Source organism: Arcobacter siniprincipis (SeqCode) (assembly GCF_048571125.1).
Lineage (GTDB): Bacteria > Campylobacterota > Campylobacteria > Campylobacterales > Arcobacteraceae > Arcobacter > Arcobacter siniprincipis.
This window is the reverse complement of the sequence record NZ_CP182343.1, coordinates 1797495-1818280: the sequence shown is the minus strand read 5'-3', so window position 1 is coordinate 1818280 and position 20786 is coordinate 1797495. Positions and strand designations below refer to the sequence as shown.

Here is a 20786-nt window from a genome sequence, read left to right as displayed (position 1 = left end):
TAAACCTTTAATTGTTGTTTTTTATTGCCCATAGTGAATAACTTATATCTGGTATTTCAGAACCTAAATGAAAAGCAAAACCAGCAGATTTCATTAATTCATCTCTATTTTCTTGAGTTAATTCGATTTTAAAATAAAGTAAATTTACTCTATATGGAATCTCTTTTGGTGGTGTAGAAAGAGGCTTGATTTTAAATCCAATTAAATGAAAATTTACAAGGTTTTTTATTGTTTCAATTGTCCCTAATTTAAGACTTGCAACTAGTATTTCTTTGATTTTATTAGAAGGTATACTTGTCGAAACAGAAAAAATAAATGTTGAATCTTGAATAATTTTTTTATCTTTTAAAGCAGATATATAAATACCAAATTTTCTTTTTTCAATAGGTAAAGAAATACTATTTTCATCAAGAACTAAAGTAAGCATATCTTTAAGTTCTGCAATTATTTTATCAAAGGATTCATTTTGTTCTAAATGAAGATAAGTAATGTGATTGATGATTCTTTTTTCTTTTTTCATAAAAACAGCTAGTTCAGCTACTAAATTACTTAATTCATAAAATAAAATATCAGGATGAACTTTATTTTGTGAAATTAAAAAATGAAACTTATTTTCTGATTTATTTAATAGTTGAAGCATCAAATAATTAGAGAGTTCAGTTGCTTGTAAAGAAGAATCACTAATTTTTTCAGATAACTTTTTAATTCTATATGAAATCATAGATATTATTTCTTTTATTTTTGATGATAACACTGATGCAGAATCTAAATGCAAAAATGTAGGAGTAAAATTTGTATCCAAAGAAACAATATTGCTTGTAGAAACAGAACCTACTTTTGTTATTATTAAAAATGTATAATTTTCATTTAATTCATCTTCTAATAAAAGTTTGAAATTTAATTCTGCTGTTAAAATATCACAACTACTATTCTCACCTGCATTGGTATTTGGTATATTTGAACTATTTACAGCTTTTAGTCGAGTAGATAAATTTTTTTGGTCTTCAAAATGCACAGTATCGCTTCTGTCAATAAATATTGGCAAAGCCAAGTAAACATTTTTTCCACTGTCTATCTTTTCAATATTTAAAATCAGACTATTAACTTTTGGGTCTATATTAAAAAGTGTACCATCTGGCATTATTCCTGATGCTCTTTTTATAACAATTTTCCCTGTATTGAGTAAATGTTCATCAATTTCTAAATTATAAAAACCCCAATTATTAGGTCTTGCATTCAACGTTCTTGTTATTATCTCATTATTATAGTATCTATCACTTTGTTGAAAATGTTGGGGTCTAATAAATAATCCCTCTTTCCATACAACATTATTTTGCATTATTCAACTCTCTTTATAGTAAATTTTTTTATTTCAAACTCAGAAAAATTGTAAGAGTCTTTTTCTAAATTGATTACTTGTCTCCAATTATTTCCATCAATATTTCTAAATTTTGCAATAATTCCTAAAAATTTTGCTCTATTATCAAAAACTATATTGTAAGTTTGTTCTTGTAAAGGAGTAATGATTTGTTTTGATTGTGAAATCAATTCAGGTTCAAGATTTTTACCAGAATCATCTACTATCCTCCAAAAATCATATTTTAAGAACTTCTCAGCACTCTCTAGTTCGTAAAAAGTTAACATAAGAGGAGAAGAGACAGTATCAATATCTGGATTTAAATCTTTTGCAGATTTTATTACTAACTCTAAATGAGTAGGTTTAGAGGCACACCCTGTAATAAGTATAATAAAACTTATTAACATAAATATACTAAATTTAATATTCATTTTTTTCCTTTTAAATTGATGTTAATTTAATTGTATAAACAATTTTGTTGTACTCTTTAGAAAAATCTTCAGAAATTAAATCTATGCCAAGAGTAGAATTATTAGTTAATTTGTCAAACATTCTTTCATATGAATCCCATAATTGAGGCTTTTTAGGTAGAATTGAATTTATTTCACCTTGCTTGTTAAAATGATGTTCTAAGCTTTTTGGGTTAAATTTATTTAATGTAATATTTACAAGGTTTTTACTTGACATATGTAGTGCAATGTTATGATTATCCAGTTGTTTAAATGATTTTTTAACAGCATCTGATAAACTTATTTTATTATCTGTATTTAATGCAAACTGCCCTAATAAAACGGGATTATTAGAATTTTGATGTGAAAAAGAATCTTCAATATTTAAATCATTTTTTACTTTATCAACTAATTTTAATGAATTTTTTAATCCATCTAGGGAAAAGGTGACGATATTAGCTATTTCATTTAGTATTCTTTTTTGTTCAATATCACTTAAAGAAGAGAGCTTAATACCTAATTTTTCTTCCAAAAATTTTAAACTTTTATCTTCTTTCATAATATTATTATTTTTTTTATGATCTTGAATAGTATCTTCTATTTGAATATCTTCTACAATTTTATTTTCTTTTTGCTCTTCTTTTTTGTTAAAAGAAGGAACAATAATGTGCTCTTGCATCGGATTTCTAGTTACACTATCTTCTTCATCAATAGTAAATAAAACTTCTTCTTTTTCAAAATCATAAATTACTTCTGAATTATGCTTATTTTCTTGATCAAATATATTAAAAAGACTATCATTTATTTCTATTTTAGAATCTTCTTTAACAAAAGAACTATTCATATCTTCAATTATTTCAAAATCGTCAGGAATAATTGTTCCCATGGATTTACTAGAAGAGGAGTTATTATAGTTTGATTGCAAAATATCTTTTTTTGAATAATCATTATCAATAAATCTAGCTTGAATTTCATATTCACCTACGATAAAAATATCATTAGGATTGATTTTTATTTGCTTGTTTCTTGGCAGCTTTCTATAAGGCTCTTTTAGGTATGTACCATTTGTACTTTCATCTTGAATAAAATAAGATTCATCAATATATTTTATTAAAATATGCTTGCTTGAAATATAATTTTGTCTATCTGGTAATTGCCAATCAGATTCACTAGAACGACCTATAATTCCATCATTTCTATCAAAATGAAAGTTATTTCTACTTGGGATATCTCTTCCGCTTTTTATTATGTCAAAAGTAAGTTTCATTTATTAAAATCCATCAATTGTTTCTGTTTCTGGTTTTACTTGATATAGAGGTTTATATGTTTCTTTAAAAGAAGCACAACCACTTGCCATTAATACGATTATAATATTTAAAATAATTAAACTTTTTTTTATCACTTTGTATCCTTTTTAATCATGAGATATTAATATTTCATTGTCTAAATTAATTGACACACTTAATTTATCAATAGGTATATTGTTAACTATGCAATTTAAAATATATTTTGATAGTTTTGGCATAATATTGATATTAATTATTAAATCAATATTTCTCGCACCAGTATCTACTGCATTACTTAGGGTAACAATGTACTCTAAAAGTTTATTATCTATTTGTAATGAGATGTTTTTTTTCATTAATTGCTTTTTTACTACATCCAATTTTAGATTTGCAATTTTTAATAAAGATTCATCTTTTAAATTAAAATATGGAATTACATTCATTCTTCCTAATAAGGCGGGTTGTAAATAAGAAGAAAGAGTTGGTACAATTTCTTTTGTTAAAAAATCCATAGTTAAATTAGGTGTATTTACGCATAACTCAGTTATTTTTTCTGTTGCTAAATTTGAAGTCATTATAATAGTTGTATTTTTAAAATCTATTACTCTACCCTCTCCATCATTTGCCACTCCTTTATCAAATATTTGATAAAAAAGATTTAAAATATCAGGATGTGCTTTTTCAATTTCATCTAATAATACAACAGAATATGGTTTAATTCTAACGGGATCTGTTAATTGGCCTCCATCTCCATATCCAACATAACCAGGAGGTGAACCAATTAACCTTGAAACAGTATGCTTTTCTTGGAATTCTGTCATATTTATAGTAGTGATAAAGCGCTCGCCACCATACATTAAATCAGCAATTGCTCTTGCAGTTTCAGTTTTACCTACACCACTTGGTCCAACTAACAAAAACACTCCATTTGGAGCATCCTCTTTTTTTAATCCTGCCATTGATATTTGTAAGAATGTAGTTAAATAAGATATTGCTTCATTTTGACCTATTATTCTCTCTTTCATATTATCTTCAAGTTTCATAATATTCTTTATTTGTTCTTGAACCATATTTCCTAAAGGTATCCCTGTCCATGAAGCAATAACTTCAGCTACTTGTTCTTTTGTAACATTTTTATAAATATATGAATATTCTTTTTGCAATTGATTTAATTTGATATTTAAAAGACTTAACTCTTCTTTATCTTTTGTTTCGTATATTTTGTTTAATAATAATTTTTGTTCATTCCATAAATTTGTTATAACTTCACGCTCTCTTTCTAATTCTTTTAAATCTTCTTGAAGTATTAAAATAACTGATTGGTAATCTTTAATTTCATTTTCATGATCTCTTTTTAGAAAATCAATTTCCCTTTGTTTTTCTATAATCTCTGTATTGATTTTTTGTAATGTATGAGGTATATTTGTTTTACTTATTTTTACATTAGCGCAAGCAGTATCTAAAACATCGATTGCCTTATCTGGTAATTGTCTCCCTGTGATATATCTAGCAGAAAGAATCGCAGCAGATTTTAAAGCATCATCTTCTATATAGACATTATGAACATCTTCATATTTTTTTGAAAGACCTCTTAATATTGTAATTGCTTGTTCTACACTTGGTTCAAGCAGGTTTATCTTTTGAAATCTTCTTGATAATGCTGGATCTTTCTCGAAATATTTTCTATATTCAAGCCAAGTTGTTGCCGCAATTGTTTTTAACTCACCTCTTGCTAAAGCAGGCTTTAGTAAATTTGCTGCATCGCCTCCTCCCTCATTTCCACCTGCACCTATAAGTGTATGTGCTTCATCAATAAATAGTATAATATTTTGAGTACTTGATTGTATTTCTTTTATTACAGCTTGTAATCTTCTTTCAAATTCACCTTTTACACTTGCTCCTGCTTGTAAAGCTCCTAAATCTAAAGATAAAATTTGTGCTTCGTATAAATAATTGGGAACTTCTTTATTTATGATTTTTAAAGCTAACCCTTCAACTACTGCCGTTTTTCCAACACCTGCTTCTCCTACTAAAATAGGATTGTTTTTTCTTCGTCTTAATAAGATATCAACTGCTTGTTTTATCTCATCATCTCTACATAAAACAGGGTCAATTTTCCCTTCTTTTGCTAGTTTAGTTAGATTTGTTGTGTATTTATCTAATTCATTTGTTTCAATTTTTTGTTTAGTGGTATTTTTTCTTTTCTTTTCATTTAATCCTAAAATCAATTCTTTTAATTCATTAGTATTTATATTTTTAATAAGTTTAAAATATGAAGTATTTGAATACTTTACAGAGTTATCAAATAATGATAGAATTAAAGATGATTCTGTTATTTTATTTAAAGCTAATGACATTTTAGAAGTATAAAATGCCTCTTCTAACCATTGTACTAACATAGTAGAAAAGATAGGGTTTGTACTTTCTGTATTTGTTGTTTTTGAACTTTTTTGTAATTGATTATGCATTTCTTGCACATCTATCTCATAATGTTCTAATAGTTTATTGAAAAGACTATCCTCTTTTTCTAACATTGTATATAGAATATCTTCTATTAATATTTCATTTCCACTTCTTTCTATACATCTTTGTGCAGAACTTTCTATATAAAACTTTGTTTGAACATCTAGTGCATTTATTATTTCATTTAATTCAATTTTCATTATTATCCTTCTTGTGCCATTATAATTTCTTCATCATAATCAGATATTCCTAACCAAGTATTTATACCTAAGTATCTATTTTGTTTTTTATTCAGTAAAAATTTAACCTTATTTTCTTTTTTTATTTTCAAACAAATTTCGTGTTCAAGTGGTTCATTGAGAGAAAAAGATATTAAATCATTTATCTGAGTTAATTTATCCCCTTTGATACTAAATTTTATTAAATCTTCAGAAGTGACATTTTCCAAAAGTATTCTAAATTTAATATTTTTGCTTAGAATTGATTCCCCTATTAGAAAGTCACTTCCAAGAGATATGTTTTTTTCTCCTAGTGAAGAATATTGAAATGAAGGTATATTATAGTTTGCAGGTATACATTGAATAATTTCAATTTCATTATGAGATAAATAGTGTCTTAGTATTGATTTTAATGTTCCTGCAGATTTGTGTTTCATTATTAAAATACCCATATAAGGTATTAATTTTTCTAAGTTTAAAGAAGATGAGTTTTCAAGATGTCCATACAAGCCTAGAAAAGACAAAATATATTTTGAAAATCTATCTTTTAGTCCTTTTTTGTATTGAACATAGTATCTATGTTTTTCCCAAATTGGATAAATGAATTTTTGCAAATTGTGATTGAATAAGTTTAAAAAATCATATAAAACTCTATCTGAATCAAAACTTTCTAATACTAATTCACTATAATGAACAGGAAGAGGAGATGCACTTCCAAATATTCCTAAAAAGTTTAATGTGATTTCTACATATATTTTTTCTTTTGTTTCTATAAATTCAATATTTGATAATTCTGATCTTTGAAAAGATAAACTATGATTTGATTTAAAAACTATATGATTGTCATATAAATCATCAGAATTCTTATTTTTGTAAATTATTTTTAAATATCCATAACAAATTCTTATTGCTTGAGGTAAAGTGTATTTAAAAGTAGAAGGTTTTATATTATAATTTATTTCATCAATTCTCATAAATAACCTTTAAATTAGTGTTAAGCTACCCATTCTAGGTACCCACTCAATCAAATATTCATTTTTCATATTAACTGTTAATCTATGAAATGAATTTATATTTCCATATAATGAAAAAAATTCATTTAATACACAACAGAATAAATATGCTTCCCCTATACATGAAAAATTACTTGGTTCAATAATAAGATTTATATTCATTCCCCTTATTGGTAATCCTTTATCTATAAGTTCTGCAGTATCAAAAGAAATAGACTCAATTCCTTTTAAAATCATATTTGTTTTATCTTTTTGTTTTACATCAAATGCACCAAAAAAGTCATGTGTTTCAAGTATCGTTCTAAGTGCTTTAATATCTTTTAGAGATAAATAATTTAATGACATATTTGAAATAATTTTCCATAAAAAATCTCCCTTTATTGGAGGAGGATAACTTATTGTCGGTATGGTTATATTTTTAAAAGCCAAACTATTTGATGAAGAAGCACTTGGAACACAAATATCTCCTAACAAAAGAGAAGATGGTATATTTAAATTTGTACATAATATTTTTACTGAAATTGTAGAGTTACTAGTTAAAAAACTGTTTTCTCTTCCTTGTGCTGTTGAAAAACGAAGATATGTATTTGTTCTTTTTCCATCAGAAGTTAATTTTACTCTTGATGAATAGTATTCATTTTCTTCATCTATATGTTCAAATGATTCAAAAGGTAAGTAGTCTTGGTAAGTTTTTTTATTACTAATCCATCCTCTTACATTTTGTATAGAAAAGACTTCACATGCATCTTTATTTAAATCTGAAGGTACAACTAAAAACTCTTCTATTTCTTCATTTTTTCGAATAGGTATAGAATCTGTTTCAAATAAATTTATAATTGGAGTACAATACAAAGAGAAGTTACTTTTATCTGGTATCTCTGATCTAGAAAGTGATTCTTTAAATTCAATTTTTATTGTAAAATTTTTGCTATTTTCAAGTATTTCGGTTGGAATATTCTCTATTTGTGAAAGATTTCTAAAATCTAAAAAAAGAAATTTATCTTTATATGAAAAATATTCCTGCAACAGAATATAACCATCAAATAAATTTGAAGAATAAGGTGTCATATTATTCTTTAAATCAAAACTAACAGGTACAATTGAATTATTATCTATATTGATATTATAAATAGATTTATTATCGACATTATTTATTGATATTTCTATTCTTTCGATAAATTTTGTTAAAAATAAATATAAATTTTGTGCAATAAACTTAGAACCACTTAAATAAATTCTTAAATCTTTAAAAATTAAATCTTTTAAAGTTCCTGATGCAGTCATATTCATATTTAATTCTAATGTACTTTTTTTACCATGAATAAAATAATTAATATTTTTTAACATAAATGGCATCACATCAATATCATATATAGTTCTAAATTTACATTGAGTTTTACTTGAATTAAGTTTACTTAAAACTTCAGTATTTTTTTTAATTTGAACATTTTCAGTTGAGTCTTTTATGGCGTCATATTGGATAATAGAATATGAAGGTATTGGCTTTACATAATTTGGCCAAAGCAATTGAACTAAAGTATGTGCAACTTCCGGTAGTTCTTCATTTAAATTTTGTTTTAATCTTCCTGTTAAAAATGAAAACCCTTCTAATAACCTTTCTACATCAGGATCTTGCCCTTCTTTTGAAAGATAAGTTGATAGTCCAGGATTTTTTTTGGAAAATTCTGCACCATCATTTCTAAGTTTTATTAATTCTTCTTTATAATAATCGTTAAATGCCATCTTTATATATCTTCACTTTTCCATTTTTTAATAAATCTGCTCTGTAATTGATTCTTTTACTTTTTCCGTTAATAAATACATGACCTTCTATATAGATATTCATTTCATTTAAAATTAGTTTTTGCTTTGATACCGCAACTTTTGCTTTATAAAGTCTAGGTTCATACTTTTTTATACACAATTCTGAACTTTTCTCAATAATTTCAATAGAATCATTCATACTAAAATCAATATTGTTTAAATCTGGACGCCCATAATCTTTTGATATTTCTGAGCTTCCAGCATTTGTTGAAAATATTTTTGATAAATTATTAGCTATTGATGCATATATCGCTTCATCTTCATTGTCATAATCATTAGGATTAAAATTAGAAGATAATCTTTCAAATAAACTACCACTATACATATTATTCTTTATCTAGTTTTCCCACTAAAGATAATTCAAAACTTGCACCCATATATTTAAAATGAGGTCTTAAAGAAATTCTTACTTTGTACCAACCTGGATCAGTACTCACATCTTCAACATTAATTGCAATATCTTTAAATGGTCTTTTACTTCTTATTTCTGCAGTAGGATTTTCTTGATTTGCAACATATTGTTTAGCCCATCTATTTAATTCTCTTTCTAAATCAGCTCTTTCTCTCCATGAACCAATATGTTCTCTTTGTAAAACTTTTATATAGTGAGACATTCTTGTAATTGCATATAAATATGGTAACTGAGTTCCTAATTTATAATTTAGTTGAGCCTCATTTCCTTCTGGAGTATTTGGAAAAATTTTTGGTTCTTGAGCAGAACTTGCAGCAAAAAATGCAGCAGTATTACTTCCTTTTCTCATAATTAAAGGAATAAAGCCTTGTTCAGATAATTCATACTCTCTTCTATCAGACACTAAAACTTCTGTAGGAATTTTCATCTCAATATCTCCCATACTTTCAAAAGTATGAACAGGTAAATCTCTTACTTCTCCTCCTGCTTTAGGACCAATAATATTTGTACACCATCTAAAACTTGCAAAACTATCAGTTAATTTACTTGCAAATGCATAAACAGTATTCCCCCATAAATAATTTTCATGATCTTTTGATACATCTTCCTTATAAACAAAGTTAGAGATTGGATTATCTTCTGGATCATAAGGTGCTCTTAGTAAAAACCTAGGTAAAGTAAGACCTACATATCTTGAGTCTTCATTTTTTCTAAATCCTCTCCAAGCTGCAAATTGAGGAGAACTCATTACATCTTCTATATCTTTTAAATCAGGTAAACCCTCAAAGCTATTTAATCCAAAAAATTTAGGGCCAGCTGCTCCTATAAATGGGGCATGAGCCATTGCCGAAATCGATGCAACTTTATTTAAAAATTTAATATCAACATTTGAAGGTGATAATTCATAATCTGCGATTATTGTACCAACTGGTTCTCCACCAAATTGACCATACCCTGATGTATAAACATGTTTATATAAACCAGATTGAGTGATATCTAAACTTTCTTCAAAGTCCTCAATTAAATCTTCTTTTGAAACATTGATAAATTCCATAAGAATATTTTGTCTAAAATCAGTTCTTTCAACTAACATATATAATCCACGCCATTTTGATTCTAATGCTTGAAATTGCTTATTATGTAGAATTTCATCCATTTGTGCAGATATTTTTTTATCAATTTCTGCAATCATTTTATCAATAACTGATTTATTAACTTTTTCATCATCATTGTTTGAACTTATAAGTTCTTCTATTAAAGCACCTACTCCTGATTTGACCACATCATATGTATCATCATCTTGAGTTAATTTTGTTTGTGCAACAATTGTATCTAATAAGCTATTTGTAGTACTATTATTATTTTGTTCTAAAATTTCATTTGTTGACATAAAATTCCTTTATTCTTTTGAATCTAAATTTAATTCAGACATTAATTTGTCTCTTTCTTCTTTGTTAGAAATAGCACTTTCAATAGCTTTTCTAAATGCTGGAACATTACCTAATGGCCCTTTTAGTGCCATCAATGATTTTCTTAATTCCATTAAAACTTTCATTTCAGGAACATTTTCAACAACATTTTCTGGTGAAAAATCTTTAATTGTATTAATTTTTAAATTTACACCTAAAGAACTATCCTCTTCTTTAACCAATTTATTTTCAACATTAAATGAAACAGATAAATTTTGTCCTTTTAATACATCATTAAAATTATTTTTATCAACTTTTATCGCTTTTATTTCTTCAACTGGTTTTTTTTCTTCATTTGGATTATATTCACCTAATAATGTTATTTTAAAAGGAATTTCTACATCCTCTTGCACATCTCCTGTTGCAGGTTTATATGTGACATTGATTCTCTCTTTTGGTGATTCTGACTGTTTATTCATTTTTTCTCCTATTAAATTTTAAGTTCATATGCACTATTTATATCAATTTTACATAGTTTGGTATAAATAGTATTTATTTTTTCAGTATCTATATCTGTATTGTTAAAAGAATTTATAATTAAAGAATAGACATTTGCAGCTAATTTTGGGTTCCATTCATATAGATAAAATCTATCAATTTCTTTTTCCAAATCTTCTAATAAAATTAATGCAATATCATTTTTATCATATTGCAAAGATAGTTTTGCATGATTTAAACGCCAATTGAATTTATCTTCAAAAGATGATGCATTATTATAATTTTCTTCTAATAGTCGCATTGCATCTTTTATTTTATTTTCTTCTGCCAACTCATAAGCTTTATCCAAATCATTTTGATTTTTCGAGGTTTGAATTAATATATTTTCAGAGTCTTCTAATTTGCATACTAGATTTTCTTTTAACCAATTTTTTACTTTATTTGAAGCAAAAGGAGTCTCATCATTAAAATATAATTTTTCGATATTCTCATTTATTTCTATAAAGTTTAAGAAAGTCTTTTTTATTTCAAAAGATGCTAAATTATTATTTGTTTTTTCTAAAATATTGAAAGCATAATAATGTCCATCTAACCAAAAGGGGCACACTTCTAAAATCTCTTCTACTAGTACAAAAGCCTCTTCATAATTTTTATTTTTATAATTATCTTCTATTTCATTTATCTCTAATATTGAAGGTGGATTTAAAAGTGTAATATTCTTCTCAGATGGCGGTAAACCCTCTATTTCTAAAAAAGATAAAAGTCTTGTGATTCTTATAGCTTTTAAATCAGAGATATCATTATCTCTATAATATTTTGTCAACAAAGAAGCATATTTTTTAAAGCTTCTCATAACTTTTAGTTCTTCATCTTTATTTGTTATTTCTTTAATTTCTTGTTCTTTTGTAGAACTTGTTTTATTATTAGAAGTAATAGGAGAAATTTCTTTTATTTTATTATCTTCTAAATATCTAATAATCTTTTTAAAATAACTTTCTGAATTATCTTCTAGTATTATTTTAATAACAGAATCTAATCTGATAAAATAATTAGAAAAATTAGAAAAATCTTCTTTTTTTATTTTTCCTATATTATTTAATAACTCGGTACTAAGTAATTCTTCAATCCATAAGAAAATATTTTTTTTTGCTTTTTTAGAACTTGGATACATTTGAGTTGAAAAAGTCTCTAAAAGTTCAATATAAATTTTTAAAGAATTTTCAAAATTATTAAATGAATTTTGTTTAATAATTCCATATAAATACCATGAGGAAATTTTTATATCTTTTGTTTTTTCTAATAAAATTTTTTCGCAGTGTTCTACTACATATTCCCAATTAGTACCTTCTTCTTGATTTGCACTATGACTTTTGTCAATTTCTTGTTCAATTAATAAAAAGGTGTCATCATATTTGCAATCTTGACCACAAACAAAAGAAGAATTAATTTGATTTAGAATTAAATAGTTCAATATAGTTTCCCTTTATTATTTTTATAATTTCGGATTCTACTATTTTAATTCTTTAATAGTACTTTAAAATGAATAATTTATTTCATTATTATTATAATATTAAAATTTATTGAAACTTTTATGACATTTTAAAATGTGTTAATATGACATTTAAAGATTTTGGGCAAAAATTTTATGATGAAAAGAGACTTATTATAAATTAGATTTGTAGTAAAAAAGAGTATATGAATGTATATATCAATATTTAAAATATATCTGTAGTCCTATTTAACCTATTTTTATCAAAATGTGTATATATTCTTGAAGTATTAATATCTGCATGACCAAGTGATTCTTGAACTAGTATTAAATCATGACTATTTTGATATAGTAATGTAGCAAATGAGTGTCTTAACATATGTGGTCCATTTTTTTCTTTTCTTATTCCACAACTTATTAAGATTTGTTCAACCAATCGACCTATGTACGCTTGAGTGATTTTTTTGTTTTTTTGATTACAAAAAAGTAAATTTTCTTCACAACAATTGTTTTCCAACCAAATTAAAAGATCATTTTTTATTATATGTTCTTTTATCATAACAATTCTTGGCTTGTTACCTTTTCCTCTAACTTGCACAATATAAGCATCACCATCTTTATTAATATCTTTTATTTTAATACTAATTGCTTCACCTACTCGAATACCTGTATATAAAATGATTTTTATAATTAACCTATTTCTGCTACCAATAATAGGATTTTTAAAAGGGAATTCTTCAATAGCATTTATAAATTTGTTAACTTCTTCTTTATTCATATAAGATGGCAGTTTTGTTCCACTTTTACCTGATAATCCACCCCAGTTTTTTAATTCTATTCCATATCTATATGCATTACCATTTTCTTCTTCATTTTGTTTATCTATATATCCAAAAAAAGAAATTAATGCAATTCTATGATTTTTTTTACTCGCATCTGATAAATTTGCAGTTTGTGATGCTAAAAAATCACTTAATATTTCTTCGTCTATTTCACGCATTGAAGAAGCACCAAATTTCATTAGATAAAAATATAGTTTTTCTAAGGGCAAATAATAAACAGAAATACCATTCATCCCGATATTTCTGACTTCTTTAATTAAGTTTTTTAAATCATTAATATCATTGAATCCATTAATTAATTCTTGAATTATTTCTGCAAGCCGATCTTTATTTGTAACTTGTCTATTTGAAAGAGATGTAATCTTATTTCTAACAAATCTACTTAGCCAAAATAAAAAGGTTTTATTAAAAGATATTTCACAGTCTAAAGGATATCTCATCTATTTACCATAAACTTGAAGTTTCTAAATCTTCTTTTTTATCATCAATTTCTAAATAAACTTCATCTGCATAATCTAAATATATGGCAAAGTCACCTATTATTAGACTATTTTGTATATTTCTTTTATTTAAATATACATTTTCAAAGCCATCAGATAAATCAGATAAATAGTATTCTACCATAGATGGTGCCATATTATTTATTGCCTTATCTAATGAATTAAAATCATCTACCCCAAAAGTAGAATATAAAGATATTTTATTTAGAAGTAGTGTCATATTATTATATTAAATCACCTTTATTTATTAAATCCATTTAGTAATGAAGCCATTCTATTTAAATCAATTTTATCATCTGATTTTTTTTCCAATTGAATATCATCAACACTAACTGATTCTGCCTTTTGTTTAGGAAAGGTGTCGCTAGAAATAGTAGGTGTAGTTGAAAATTCTTCATCTTCATCCTTTGATAAAGAATCATTATTATAGTTATTACTAGAATAATTATCCTTTTTCTTATCACCTACTTTTAGTATATTTTCAATTTTATGTAACATTGAATTTATATTACTTCCATGTTTTTCATTTGTAGAGTTTATATCATTTAATTTACTTTTTAAATCTCCATTTGAAGATTCTAAATCTTCAATTGTATTTTTTAATCCTTGGTTTTCTTTTTCTAAATCTTCTTTTTCTTTTTGTAAAGTTTCATATGCATTTATTAAATTAGAAAGAGCATCGCTCAATTTAGAAATTGTATCACTATTATTACTCATTAACTATCCTTATCTGATATTATATCAAGTCGTATTGTGCCAAAAATTAGCTAATAATTCCATCAATTTTTAATAAAGAGTCAACACTTGGCTCTCTTTGAGCAAATTCATAAAAAAGTTCATTCATATCAGAAGAACCCCCTTTTTCTAAAATTGCTTTTTTATATTTTAAAGCTAGTTCTTTATTGAATGTATTTTCTGATTCTATAAACATATAATAAGCATCTGCACTTAAAACTTCTGCCCACTTATAAGAGTAATATCCAGCTGCATATCCTCCTCCAAAAATATGGGAAAATCCATTCTGAAATTTATTGTAAACTGGTGGTTTTATGATCGAGATTTCATCTCTAATTTCATTTAATAATTTTTGCACATCATCTTCATTTTTGTATAATTTTTGATGAAGTTTAAAGTCAAAAAGAGCAAATTCTACTTGTCTAATCATATTTAATGAAGATTGGAAATTTCTAGCTTTTATGATTTTATCTATTGCTTCATCTGATAATATTTCACCTGTTTTATAATGTTTTGCAAACTGTTTTAATACAGTTTTATCATAAGAAAAGTATTCTAAAAACTGTGAAGGGAACTCAACTGTATCCCATGCAACACCAGAAATTCCACTAACAAAAGGTTCAGGAACTTTACTTAATAAGTGATGTAAAGCATGTCCCATTTCATGAAAAAGTGTTACAACATCTGAGTGTCTTAACAGTGATTTGGTATCCTTTGTTGATTGAGGAAAGTTACAAACAATGTAAGCAGTCGGTAAATGAATATTATTATGTTTATCAACATAATAAGAGTGCCAATTGTTCATCCATGCACCACCTCTTTTATCTTTTCTTGATTCTAAATCTATGTAAATTCTAGAAGATAATTTTCCACTTTCATAGATATCATAAGCAGTTGCTTTTTCATCCCAAGTAGGAGTATTTGATACTTTAAATTCAATATCAAATATAGAATTTAGAAATTCAAAAAATCCTTTTAAAACAGATTCTTTTTCAAAATATGGTCTATATAATTCTTCATCTAAATCATATTTTTCTTTTTTTAATTTTTCAGAATAATAAGATAAATCAAAAGATTTTAATTCTTCAATTCCATCTTTTTTAGCGAATTCTTTTATCTCTTCAACTTCATTTTTACCACCTTCTTTTCCTTTTTTAGCTAATTCATATAAGAAATCTATTACTTCATCCTCTGATTTAGCCATTTTAGTACTTAGTGAATACTGTGCATATGAGCCAAATCCCAGTATTTTAGATTTTTCATCTTTTAATGTAAGTATTTCTTCAATGATTTTTCCATTTTCTGGGGCTCTAGTGCAGTATGCTTTATATATCTCTTCTCTTTTATCTCTATTACTACCATATGTTATATAAGCGATATAAGAAGGCATTTGTAGAGTAAATTTATATTTTATTTTACCATCTTCTTCAAATTTGGCAAGTTCTAGGTCAGACTCTGGTATTTCTTTTACATCTTCATAATCTTCAATTATCATTTCATATGAGTTTGTTGCATTTAATAGATTTTGAGAAAACTTATGTGATAACTCACTTTGTCTTAAATTTATCTCTTTAAGTCTATTTTTTAAATTATTATTTAAATGACAACCTGATAATTCAAAGTCTCTAATTTCATTTTCTAAGACTTTTTTTTGTATATTATTTAAAGAGGTATTACCATTATCTTGTATATCTTTTAATGCTCTATAAATATTTACATTTTGGCTTATCTCAGTTGAGTAATTAGAAATCAAGGGAAGACATTCTTCATGCACTTTTGTCGTTATTTCTGTATTTTTTACAGAATCAATATGAAACATAGGAGTTAAGAATTCATTTATACACTCCCCTATTTCTTGATATGGCTTTACAAAGTTATCGTAAGTTTTATTTTCTATTTCTAAAAACTTTTCTATTTGCTCTTTTGACTCTTTTAATTTTATTTCTAACAACTCTTTCGTTTTATCTAAATTATTTACATTAAATTCTTCAAACATATTATTCCTTTTATTTAGTATTAAATTCAATCAAAAATCCTCTATCAAAATCAGAATAGTCTTTATAAAACTCTAGTGATTTTACATTGAATTTTTTCATATAATTATTTATAGATTCTCTTTGATCATATCCATATTCACAATATAGATATTTTATATTTTTTGATGTAACTTCTTCAATTAAATCTTTTAAAAGTTCATCACCAATTTCTCCTCCAAAAAGGGCATTTTTAGGCTCATATTTAACATTATGTGGTAAAACATAATTATTTGAAATATAGGGAGGGTTTGAAATACACATGTCAAAATCTCCACTTACCTCTTTTAATAAATCAGATTTTATAAAAGAAATTTGATTTTCTACAGAGTGTTTTTTTGCATTTTCTTTTGCCAATTCTAAGGCATCATCATTTATATCAACGGCAGTAACTTTTAGTTGGGGAAGTAGTTTAGAAAGCATTACTGAAATTATTCCACTTCCTGTTCCAATTTCTACTACTTTTGGATTTTCTATTTGTTTTAATTTTTCGAATGCTTTTTCAACTAATATTTCAGTCTCTGGTCTAGGTATTAAAACATTCTGTTTTATAATAAATGTTTCACCATAAAATGAAACCCTATTTGTAAGATATTCTAAAGGAAAATGAGTGGATCTTTTTTTTACTAAAGCTTTCAGCTTTTCCTCTTTTTTGAACTCCATATTACCATTTAAATGCATCCAGATAACATTTTTTTCTAGTAGAAACATAATCAATATTTCTACTTCTTTTGCTGGTATATGTGTTACTTCTTTTAGCTCTTGTGAATATTTTTTAATGGTCTCTTTTATTGTCAATTAAACTCCTTTGAAAACCGTATTATACATATAGAGTATAAATTATTCTTTAATAGAAGCTAATCTAATATAAATAAAGATATCTCATCTGAGAGTAAAAAATTGTAATTATAGATTTTATTATCTACTTTGTATAGCTTTTTTTCTTCGATTAATATTTCTACTTTTTTTAATTCATTTTCATTAAAAATAGCTAAATTTACTCCCACATTAGATCTAAGACCTAATAGTACTTTCTCTGTTTTAATATCTACTTCATCCATATACTCTTTTTCATAAGAAATAGGGTTTTCTATATATTTTTCTATATTTTTATTGGGATAGTATCTGAAATTATCTACAAAGCCAACAGCACCTGTTCCAATTCCTAAGTAGTTTGTATACTCCCAATAGCCAAAGTTGTGTTTAGATTGAGTGTTTTTAGACTTTGAGAAGTTAGAAATCTCATATTGTTCATAGCCTAAGCCTTTTAGATACTCAAATAGCTTGTAAGATAGCTCTTCATCATCTATTTTTACATGGGATTTATTAAAGAACTTTGTTCCTTCTTCTAAGGTTAAAGAATATGCACTTATATGATCAATATTTTGTTCATTTATCATATTAAAATCGTACTTTAATTTTTCAAAGTTATCACCTTGTACACCGTAAATAATATCACAATTAATACTATTAAAACCTATACATTTAGCATTTTGTATAGCACTTATAGCACTATTACTATTATGCGCTCGATTTAAGTATTTTAGTTTTTTATCATTAAAACTTTGTACTCCAAAGCTGATTCTATTTACACCTAAATCTCTCATACCTTGAAGCCATTCTTTTGTTGCAGAATTTGGGTTGGCTTCACTTGTTATTTCGCAGTTTTCAATTAAATATGGTGATATGATTCTAAAAATATTTTCATACTCTTTAAAATCTACACAACTAGGAGTCCCCCCACCTATAAATACTGTCTCTATCTTTTCATCTTTTAAATAGTGTTCAATGTCGTAAATTAGTTGTTTCTCAATAGCTTTCATATAAGTTTGTTTCAAGTGAAATCTATCTACATATGAGTTAAATGCGCAATAAAAGCATTTACTATCACAAAATGGAATATGTATGTATAAAAGCAATTTTTAATCCTAAGTTTATTATAATATTTCCCTTATTATAAGGGAAAAGATATTTATGATTGATAAAAGTGAGAATATACCTACAAATGTGAGTGGTAAAAATTATAGACCTAATGTAGCAGCAATTGTTTTATCAGCAAAGTATCCTCAAAAATGCGAACTTTTCATAGCTTCAAGAACTGATGTCGAAAATGCATGGCAATTTCCTCAAGGTGGAATTGATGATGGTGAAACAGCTAAAGAAGCTTTATTTAGAGAATTAGAAGAGGAAATTGGTACTAATGATATTAAAATAATTGCAGAGTATCCTGAGTGGGTAAGTTATGATTTCCCTCCAGCAATTGCTGAGAAAATGAAACCATATGATGGTCAAATACAAAAGTATTATTTAGTAAAATTAAATGACGGTGCGAAAATAGATATTTATACACATCACACACCTGAATTTAGTGAATATAAATTTGTTCCAACAAAAAATATTTATGATTATATAACTTTTTTCAAAAGAACAGTTTATAAGCAAGTATTGAAGTATTTTAAAAAAGAAGGTTATATTTAAAAAGGATTATGAATTAAATGTTAAAAGTATTAAAATTTGGTGGTACGAGTGTTGGTACCTTAGAGCGAATTCAAAATGTTGCAACAATTATAAAAAAAATAAAAGATGAAGGTCATGATGTTATTGCAGTAGTTTCTGCAATGAGTGGTGAAACTAATAAGTTAATTGAATATGCTGAAAGTTATTCAAAAATGCCTAGTCCTTCTGAAATGGATATGTTATTAAGTTCAGGTGAACGAGTCACATCAGCTTTACTATCTATTGCTTTAAATGAAGCTGGTTATAGTGCTATTTCAATGAGTGGTGGGAGAGCTGGAATCGTAACAGATGAAAGACATACAAAAGCTAGAATTGAGTATATAGATACAAAAAATATGAAAGAATCAATATCTGAAGGTAAAGTTGTTGTAGTTGCTGGTTTTCAAGGTGTTACGCAAAAAGGTAGAGTAACTACACTTGGACGGGGTGGTTCAGATTTGACAGCCGTTGCGATTGCGGGTGCAATAGAAGCAGATGTATGTGAGATATATACAGATGTTGATGGTATATATACTACAGACCCTAGAATAGAGCCTAAAGCCAGAAAACTTGATAAAATTTCATATGATGAGATGTTGGAGTTAGCAAGTTTAGGTGCAAAAGTTTTACAAAATAGATCTGTAGAAATGGCAAAAAAATTAAATGTAAATTTAATATCAAGAAGTAGTTTTACTCCAGAAGTAGAAGGTACTTTAATAACAAAGGAAGAGAATATAATGGAACAGCCAATAGTAAGTGGTATTGCTTTGGATAAAAATCAAGTAAGAGTTGGTATGTATGGAGTTACAGATAGACCTGGAATTGCATCATATATTTTTACAGCACTAGCAGATGCAAATATTAATGTTGATATGATAGTTCAAACAGTTGCAGTAGATGGAAAAACATCTTTGGACTTTACAATTCCAACAACTGATTTAGAAATTTGTAAAACGATTATGCATAAATTTGAAGATGAAGTTGAAAAATTTGATTACAATGAAAAAATTTGTAAAGTTTCAATAGTGGGTGTTGGTATGAAGTCTCATACGGGTGTTGCTTCTAAAGCTTTTACAGCATTAGCTAATGAAAATATTAATATAAGAATAATCTCAACTAGTGAGATAAAAATTTCAGTGATAGTTGAAGAAAAATATGCAGAGTTAGCAGTTCGTGCTTTACATGATGCATATGATTTGGATAAATAGAAGTGCAAGAGTTTTTAAATTGGACTGTTGATACAATCAGGGATGATAAGTTATTATCTCCTTGGTTAGAAGAAAAAAAATATGAATGGACACCTTTAGTTGCTAAGTCTGTATTAAGTATTTTAGATAAAGGTTGTTCTGTTATTGTTATAAGTGATGATGAGAGAAATTGGTTTTTAGAGTACATTCTTACAAATATAAATAAAAAAAGTTTAAATAGGCCATATTTGCCTTTTTATGATTTTAAATCATTTTATAAATTAATGGACAATGTTCAAAATGAAGATGATGTAAATTATTTAAAAGATATGTTAAATATCTCTTTTCCAAATGGATATTGTTTTTGGTATATAGGAAGAAGTCAAGATGCAAGAGCTTTTATACCAAAAGTTTCTAAATACTCTTTTCTTTGGCTTTTTGATGAAGAAAAACAAGATGCTTTTAATTTAAAAAGTAGCGATATAGCTTTAGATATGAAACTTTTACAGATGTTTAGATTATATAATAAAACCTTAAGTGCAGCTCTTTTTGCTGAGATTAATGTTGAGAGTTAA

General features: G+C 26.0%; 20 protein-coding genes. 3 read left to right on the top strand and 17 right to left on the bottom strand.

Annotation, left to right across the window (positions count from 1 at the left end; all coding sequences use genetic code 11):
• Nucleotides 1-7: 7 nt before the first annotated feature.
• From tssK to hemW, 17 genes are all read right to left on the bottom strand, one after another.
• Complete coding sequence (gene tssK / locus ACNI3D_RS09130) at nt 8-1339, bottom strand: type VI secretion system baseplate subunit TssK (RefSeq protein ID WP_129099307.1); 1332 nt, start codon at nt 1337-1339, stop codon at nt 8-10.
• Entirely contained in the window at nt 1339-1788 is a 450-nt protein-coding gene (gene tssJ / locus ACNI3D_RS09125; protein ID WP_419766774.1) for a type VI secretion system lipoprotein TssJ, read from the bottom strand. Before tssJ ends, tssK begins: the two co-directional genes overlap by 1 nt.
• A gap of 10 nt (nt 1789-1798) precedes the next feature.
• Nucleotides 1799-3073: a type VI secretion system-associated FHA domain protein TagH gene (gene tagH, locus ACNI3D_RS09120; RefSeq protein ID WP_419766773.1), complete on the bottom strand. Its 1275-nt coding sequence runs from the start codon at nt 3071-3073 to the stop codon at nt 1799-1801.
• 3 nt (nt 3074-3076) lie between these two features.
• Nucleotides 3077-3208 carry a hypothetical protein gene (locus ACNI3D_RS09115; protein WP_258238581.1) on the bottom strand — a complete coding sequence of 44 codons (132 nt, stop codon included), beginning with the start codon at nt 3206-3208 and terminating at the stop codon, nt 3077-3079.
• Nucleotides 3209-3220: 12 nt separating this feature from the next.
• Complete coding sequence (gene tssH, locus ACNI3D_RS09110) at nt 3221-5755, bottom strand: type VI secretion system ATPase TssH (RefSeq protein WP_419766772.1); 2535 nt, start codon at nt 5753-5755, stop codon at nt 3221-3223.
• A 2-nt stretch (nt 5756-5757) separates the two neighbouring features.
• Entirely contained in the window at nt 5758-6747 is a 990-nt protein-coding gene (gene tssG, locus ACNI3D_RS09105; protein ID WP_129099303.1) for a type VI secretion system baseplate subunit TssG, read from the bottom strand.
• A gap of 9 nt (nt 6748-6756) precedes the next feature.
• Nucleotides 6757-8529 carry a type VI secretion system baseplate subunit TssF gene (tssF, locus tag ACNI3D_RS09100; protein ID WP_419766771.1) on the bottom strand — a complete coding sequence of 591 codons (1773 nt, stop codon included), beginning with the start codon at nt 8527-8529 and terminating at the stop codon, nt 6757-6759.
• The gene (gene tssE, locus ACNI3D_RS09095) at nt 8519-8935 is read right to left on the bottom strand and encodes a type VI secretion system baseplate subunit TssE (protein WP_419766770.1); all 417 of its coding nucleotides are present in this window, start codon (nt 8933-8935) and stop codon (nt 8519-8521) included. Before tssE ends, tssF begins: the two co-directional genes overlap by 11 nt.
• 1 nt (nt 8936) lies before the next feature.
• Complete coding sequence (gene tssC / locus ACNI3D_RS09090; protein WP_419766769.1) at nt 8937-10412, bottom strand: type VI secretion system contractile sheath large subunit; 1476 nt, start codon at nt 10410-10412, stop codon at nt 8937-8939.
• Between the two features lie 9 nt (nt 10413-10421).
• Nucleotides 10422-10910: a type VI secretion system contractile sheath small subunit gene (gene tssB / locus ACNI3D_RS09085; protein ID WP_129099299.1), complete on the bottom strand. Its 489-nt coding sequence runs from the start codon at nt 10908-10910 to the stop codon at nt 10422-10424.
• A gap of 11 nt (nt 10911-10921) precedes the next feature.
• Nucleotides 10922-12400 carry a type VI secretion system protein TssA gene (gene tssA, locus ACNI3D_RS09080; protein WP_419766768.1) on the bottom strand — a complete coding sequence of 493 codons (1479 nt, stop codon included), beginning with the start codon at nt 12398-12400 and terminating at the stop codon, nt 10922-10924.
• Between the two features lie 244 nt (nt 12401-12644).
• Nucleotides 12645-13700 (bottom strand): tyrosine-type recombinase/integrase, encoded by a 1056-nt coding sequence (locus tag ACNI3D_RS09075; RefSeq protein ID WP_129099297.1) that lies wholly within the window; start codon nt 13698-13700, stop codon nt 12645-12647.
• A 4-nt stretch (nt 13701-13704) separates the two neighbouring features.
• Nucleotides 13705-13980, bottom strand: coding sequence for a hypothetical protein (locus ACNI3D_RS09070; RefSeq protein WP_419766767.1), 276 nt, complete (start codon nt 13978-13980; stop codon nt 13705-13707).
• Between the two features lie 20 nt (nt 13981-14000).
• Nucleotides 14001-14477 (bottom strand): hypothetical protein, encoded by a 477-nt coding sequence (locus ACNI3D_RS09065; protein WP_419766766.1) that lies wholly within the window; start codon nt 14475-14477, stop codon nt 14001-14003.
• A gap of 46 nt (nt 14478-14523) precedes the next feature.
• Entirely contained in the window at nt 14524-16491 is a 1968-nt protein-coding gene (locus ACNI3D_RS09060; RefSeq protein ID WP_419766765.1) for a M3 family metallopeptidase, read from the bottom strand.
• 10 nt (nt 16492-16501) lie between these two features.
• Nucleotides 16502-17326, bottom strand: a complete 825-nt coding sequence (gene prmC / locus ACNI3D_RS09055) for a peptide chain release factor N(5)-glutamine methyltransferase (protein WP_419766764.1) — start codon at nt 17324-17326, stop codon at nt 16502-16504.
• A gap of 59 nt (nt 17327-17385) precedes the next feature.
• Complete coding sequence (hemW, locus tag ACNI3D_RS09050) at nt 17386-18447, bottom strand: radical SAM family heme chaperone HemW (protein WP_419766763.1); 1062 nt, start codon at nt 18445-18447, stop codon at nt 17386-17388.
• A gap of 55 nt (nt 18448-18502) precedes the next feature.
• On the opposite strand from hemW, the gene ACNI3D_RS09045 reads away from it, so the two are divergent.
• From ACNI3D_RS09045 to ACNI3D_RS09035, 3 genes are read left to right on the top strand one after another with little or no spacing between them, the layout of a single operon-like run.
• Nucleotides 18503-19006: an RNA pyrophosphohydrolase gene (locus ACNI3D_RS09045; RefSeq protein ID WP_419766762.1), complete on the top strand. Its 504-nt coding sequence runs from the start codon at nt 18503-18505 to the stop codon at nt 19004-19006.
• Nucleotides 19007-19023: 17 nt separating this feature from the next.
• Entirely contained in the window at nt 19024-20232 is a 1209-nt protein-coding gene (locus tag ACNI3D_RS09040) for an aspartate kinase (protein ID WP_419766761.1), read from the top strand.
• A gap of 2 nt (nt 20233-20234) precedes the next feature.
• The gene (locus tag ACNI3D_RS09035; RefSeq protein ID WP_129099289.1) at nt 20235-20786 is read left to right on the top strand and encodes a HobA family DNA replication regulator; all 552 of its coding nucleotides are present in this window, start codon (nt 20235-20237) and stop codon (nt 20784-20786) included.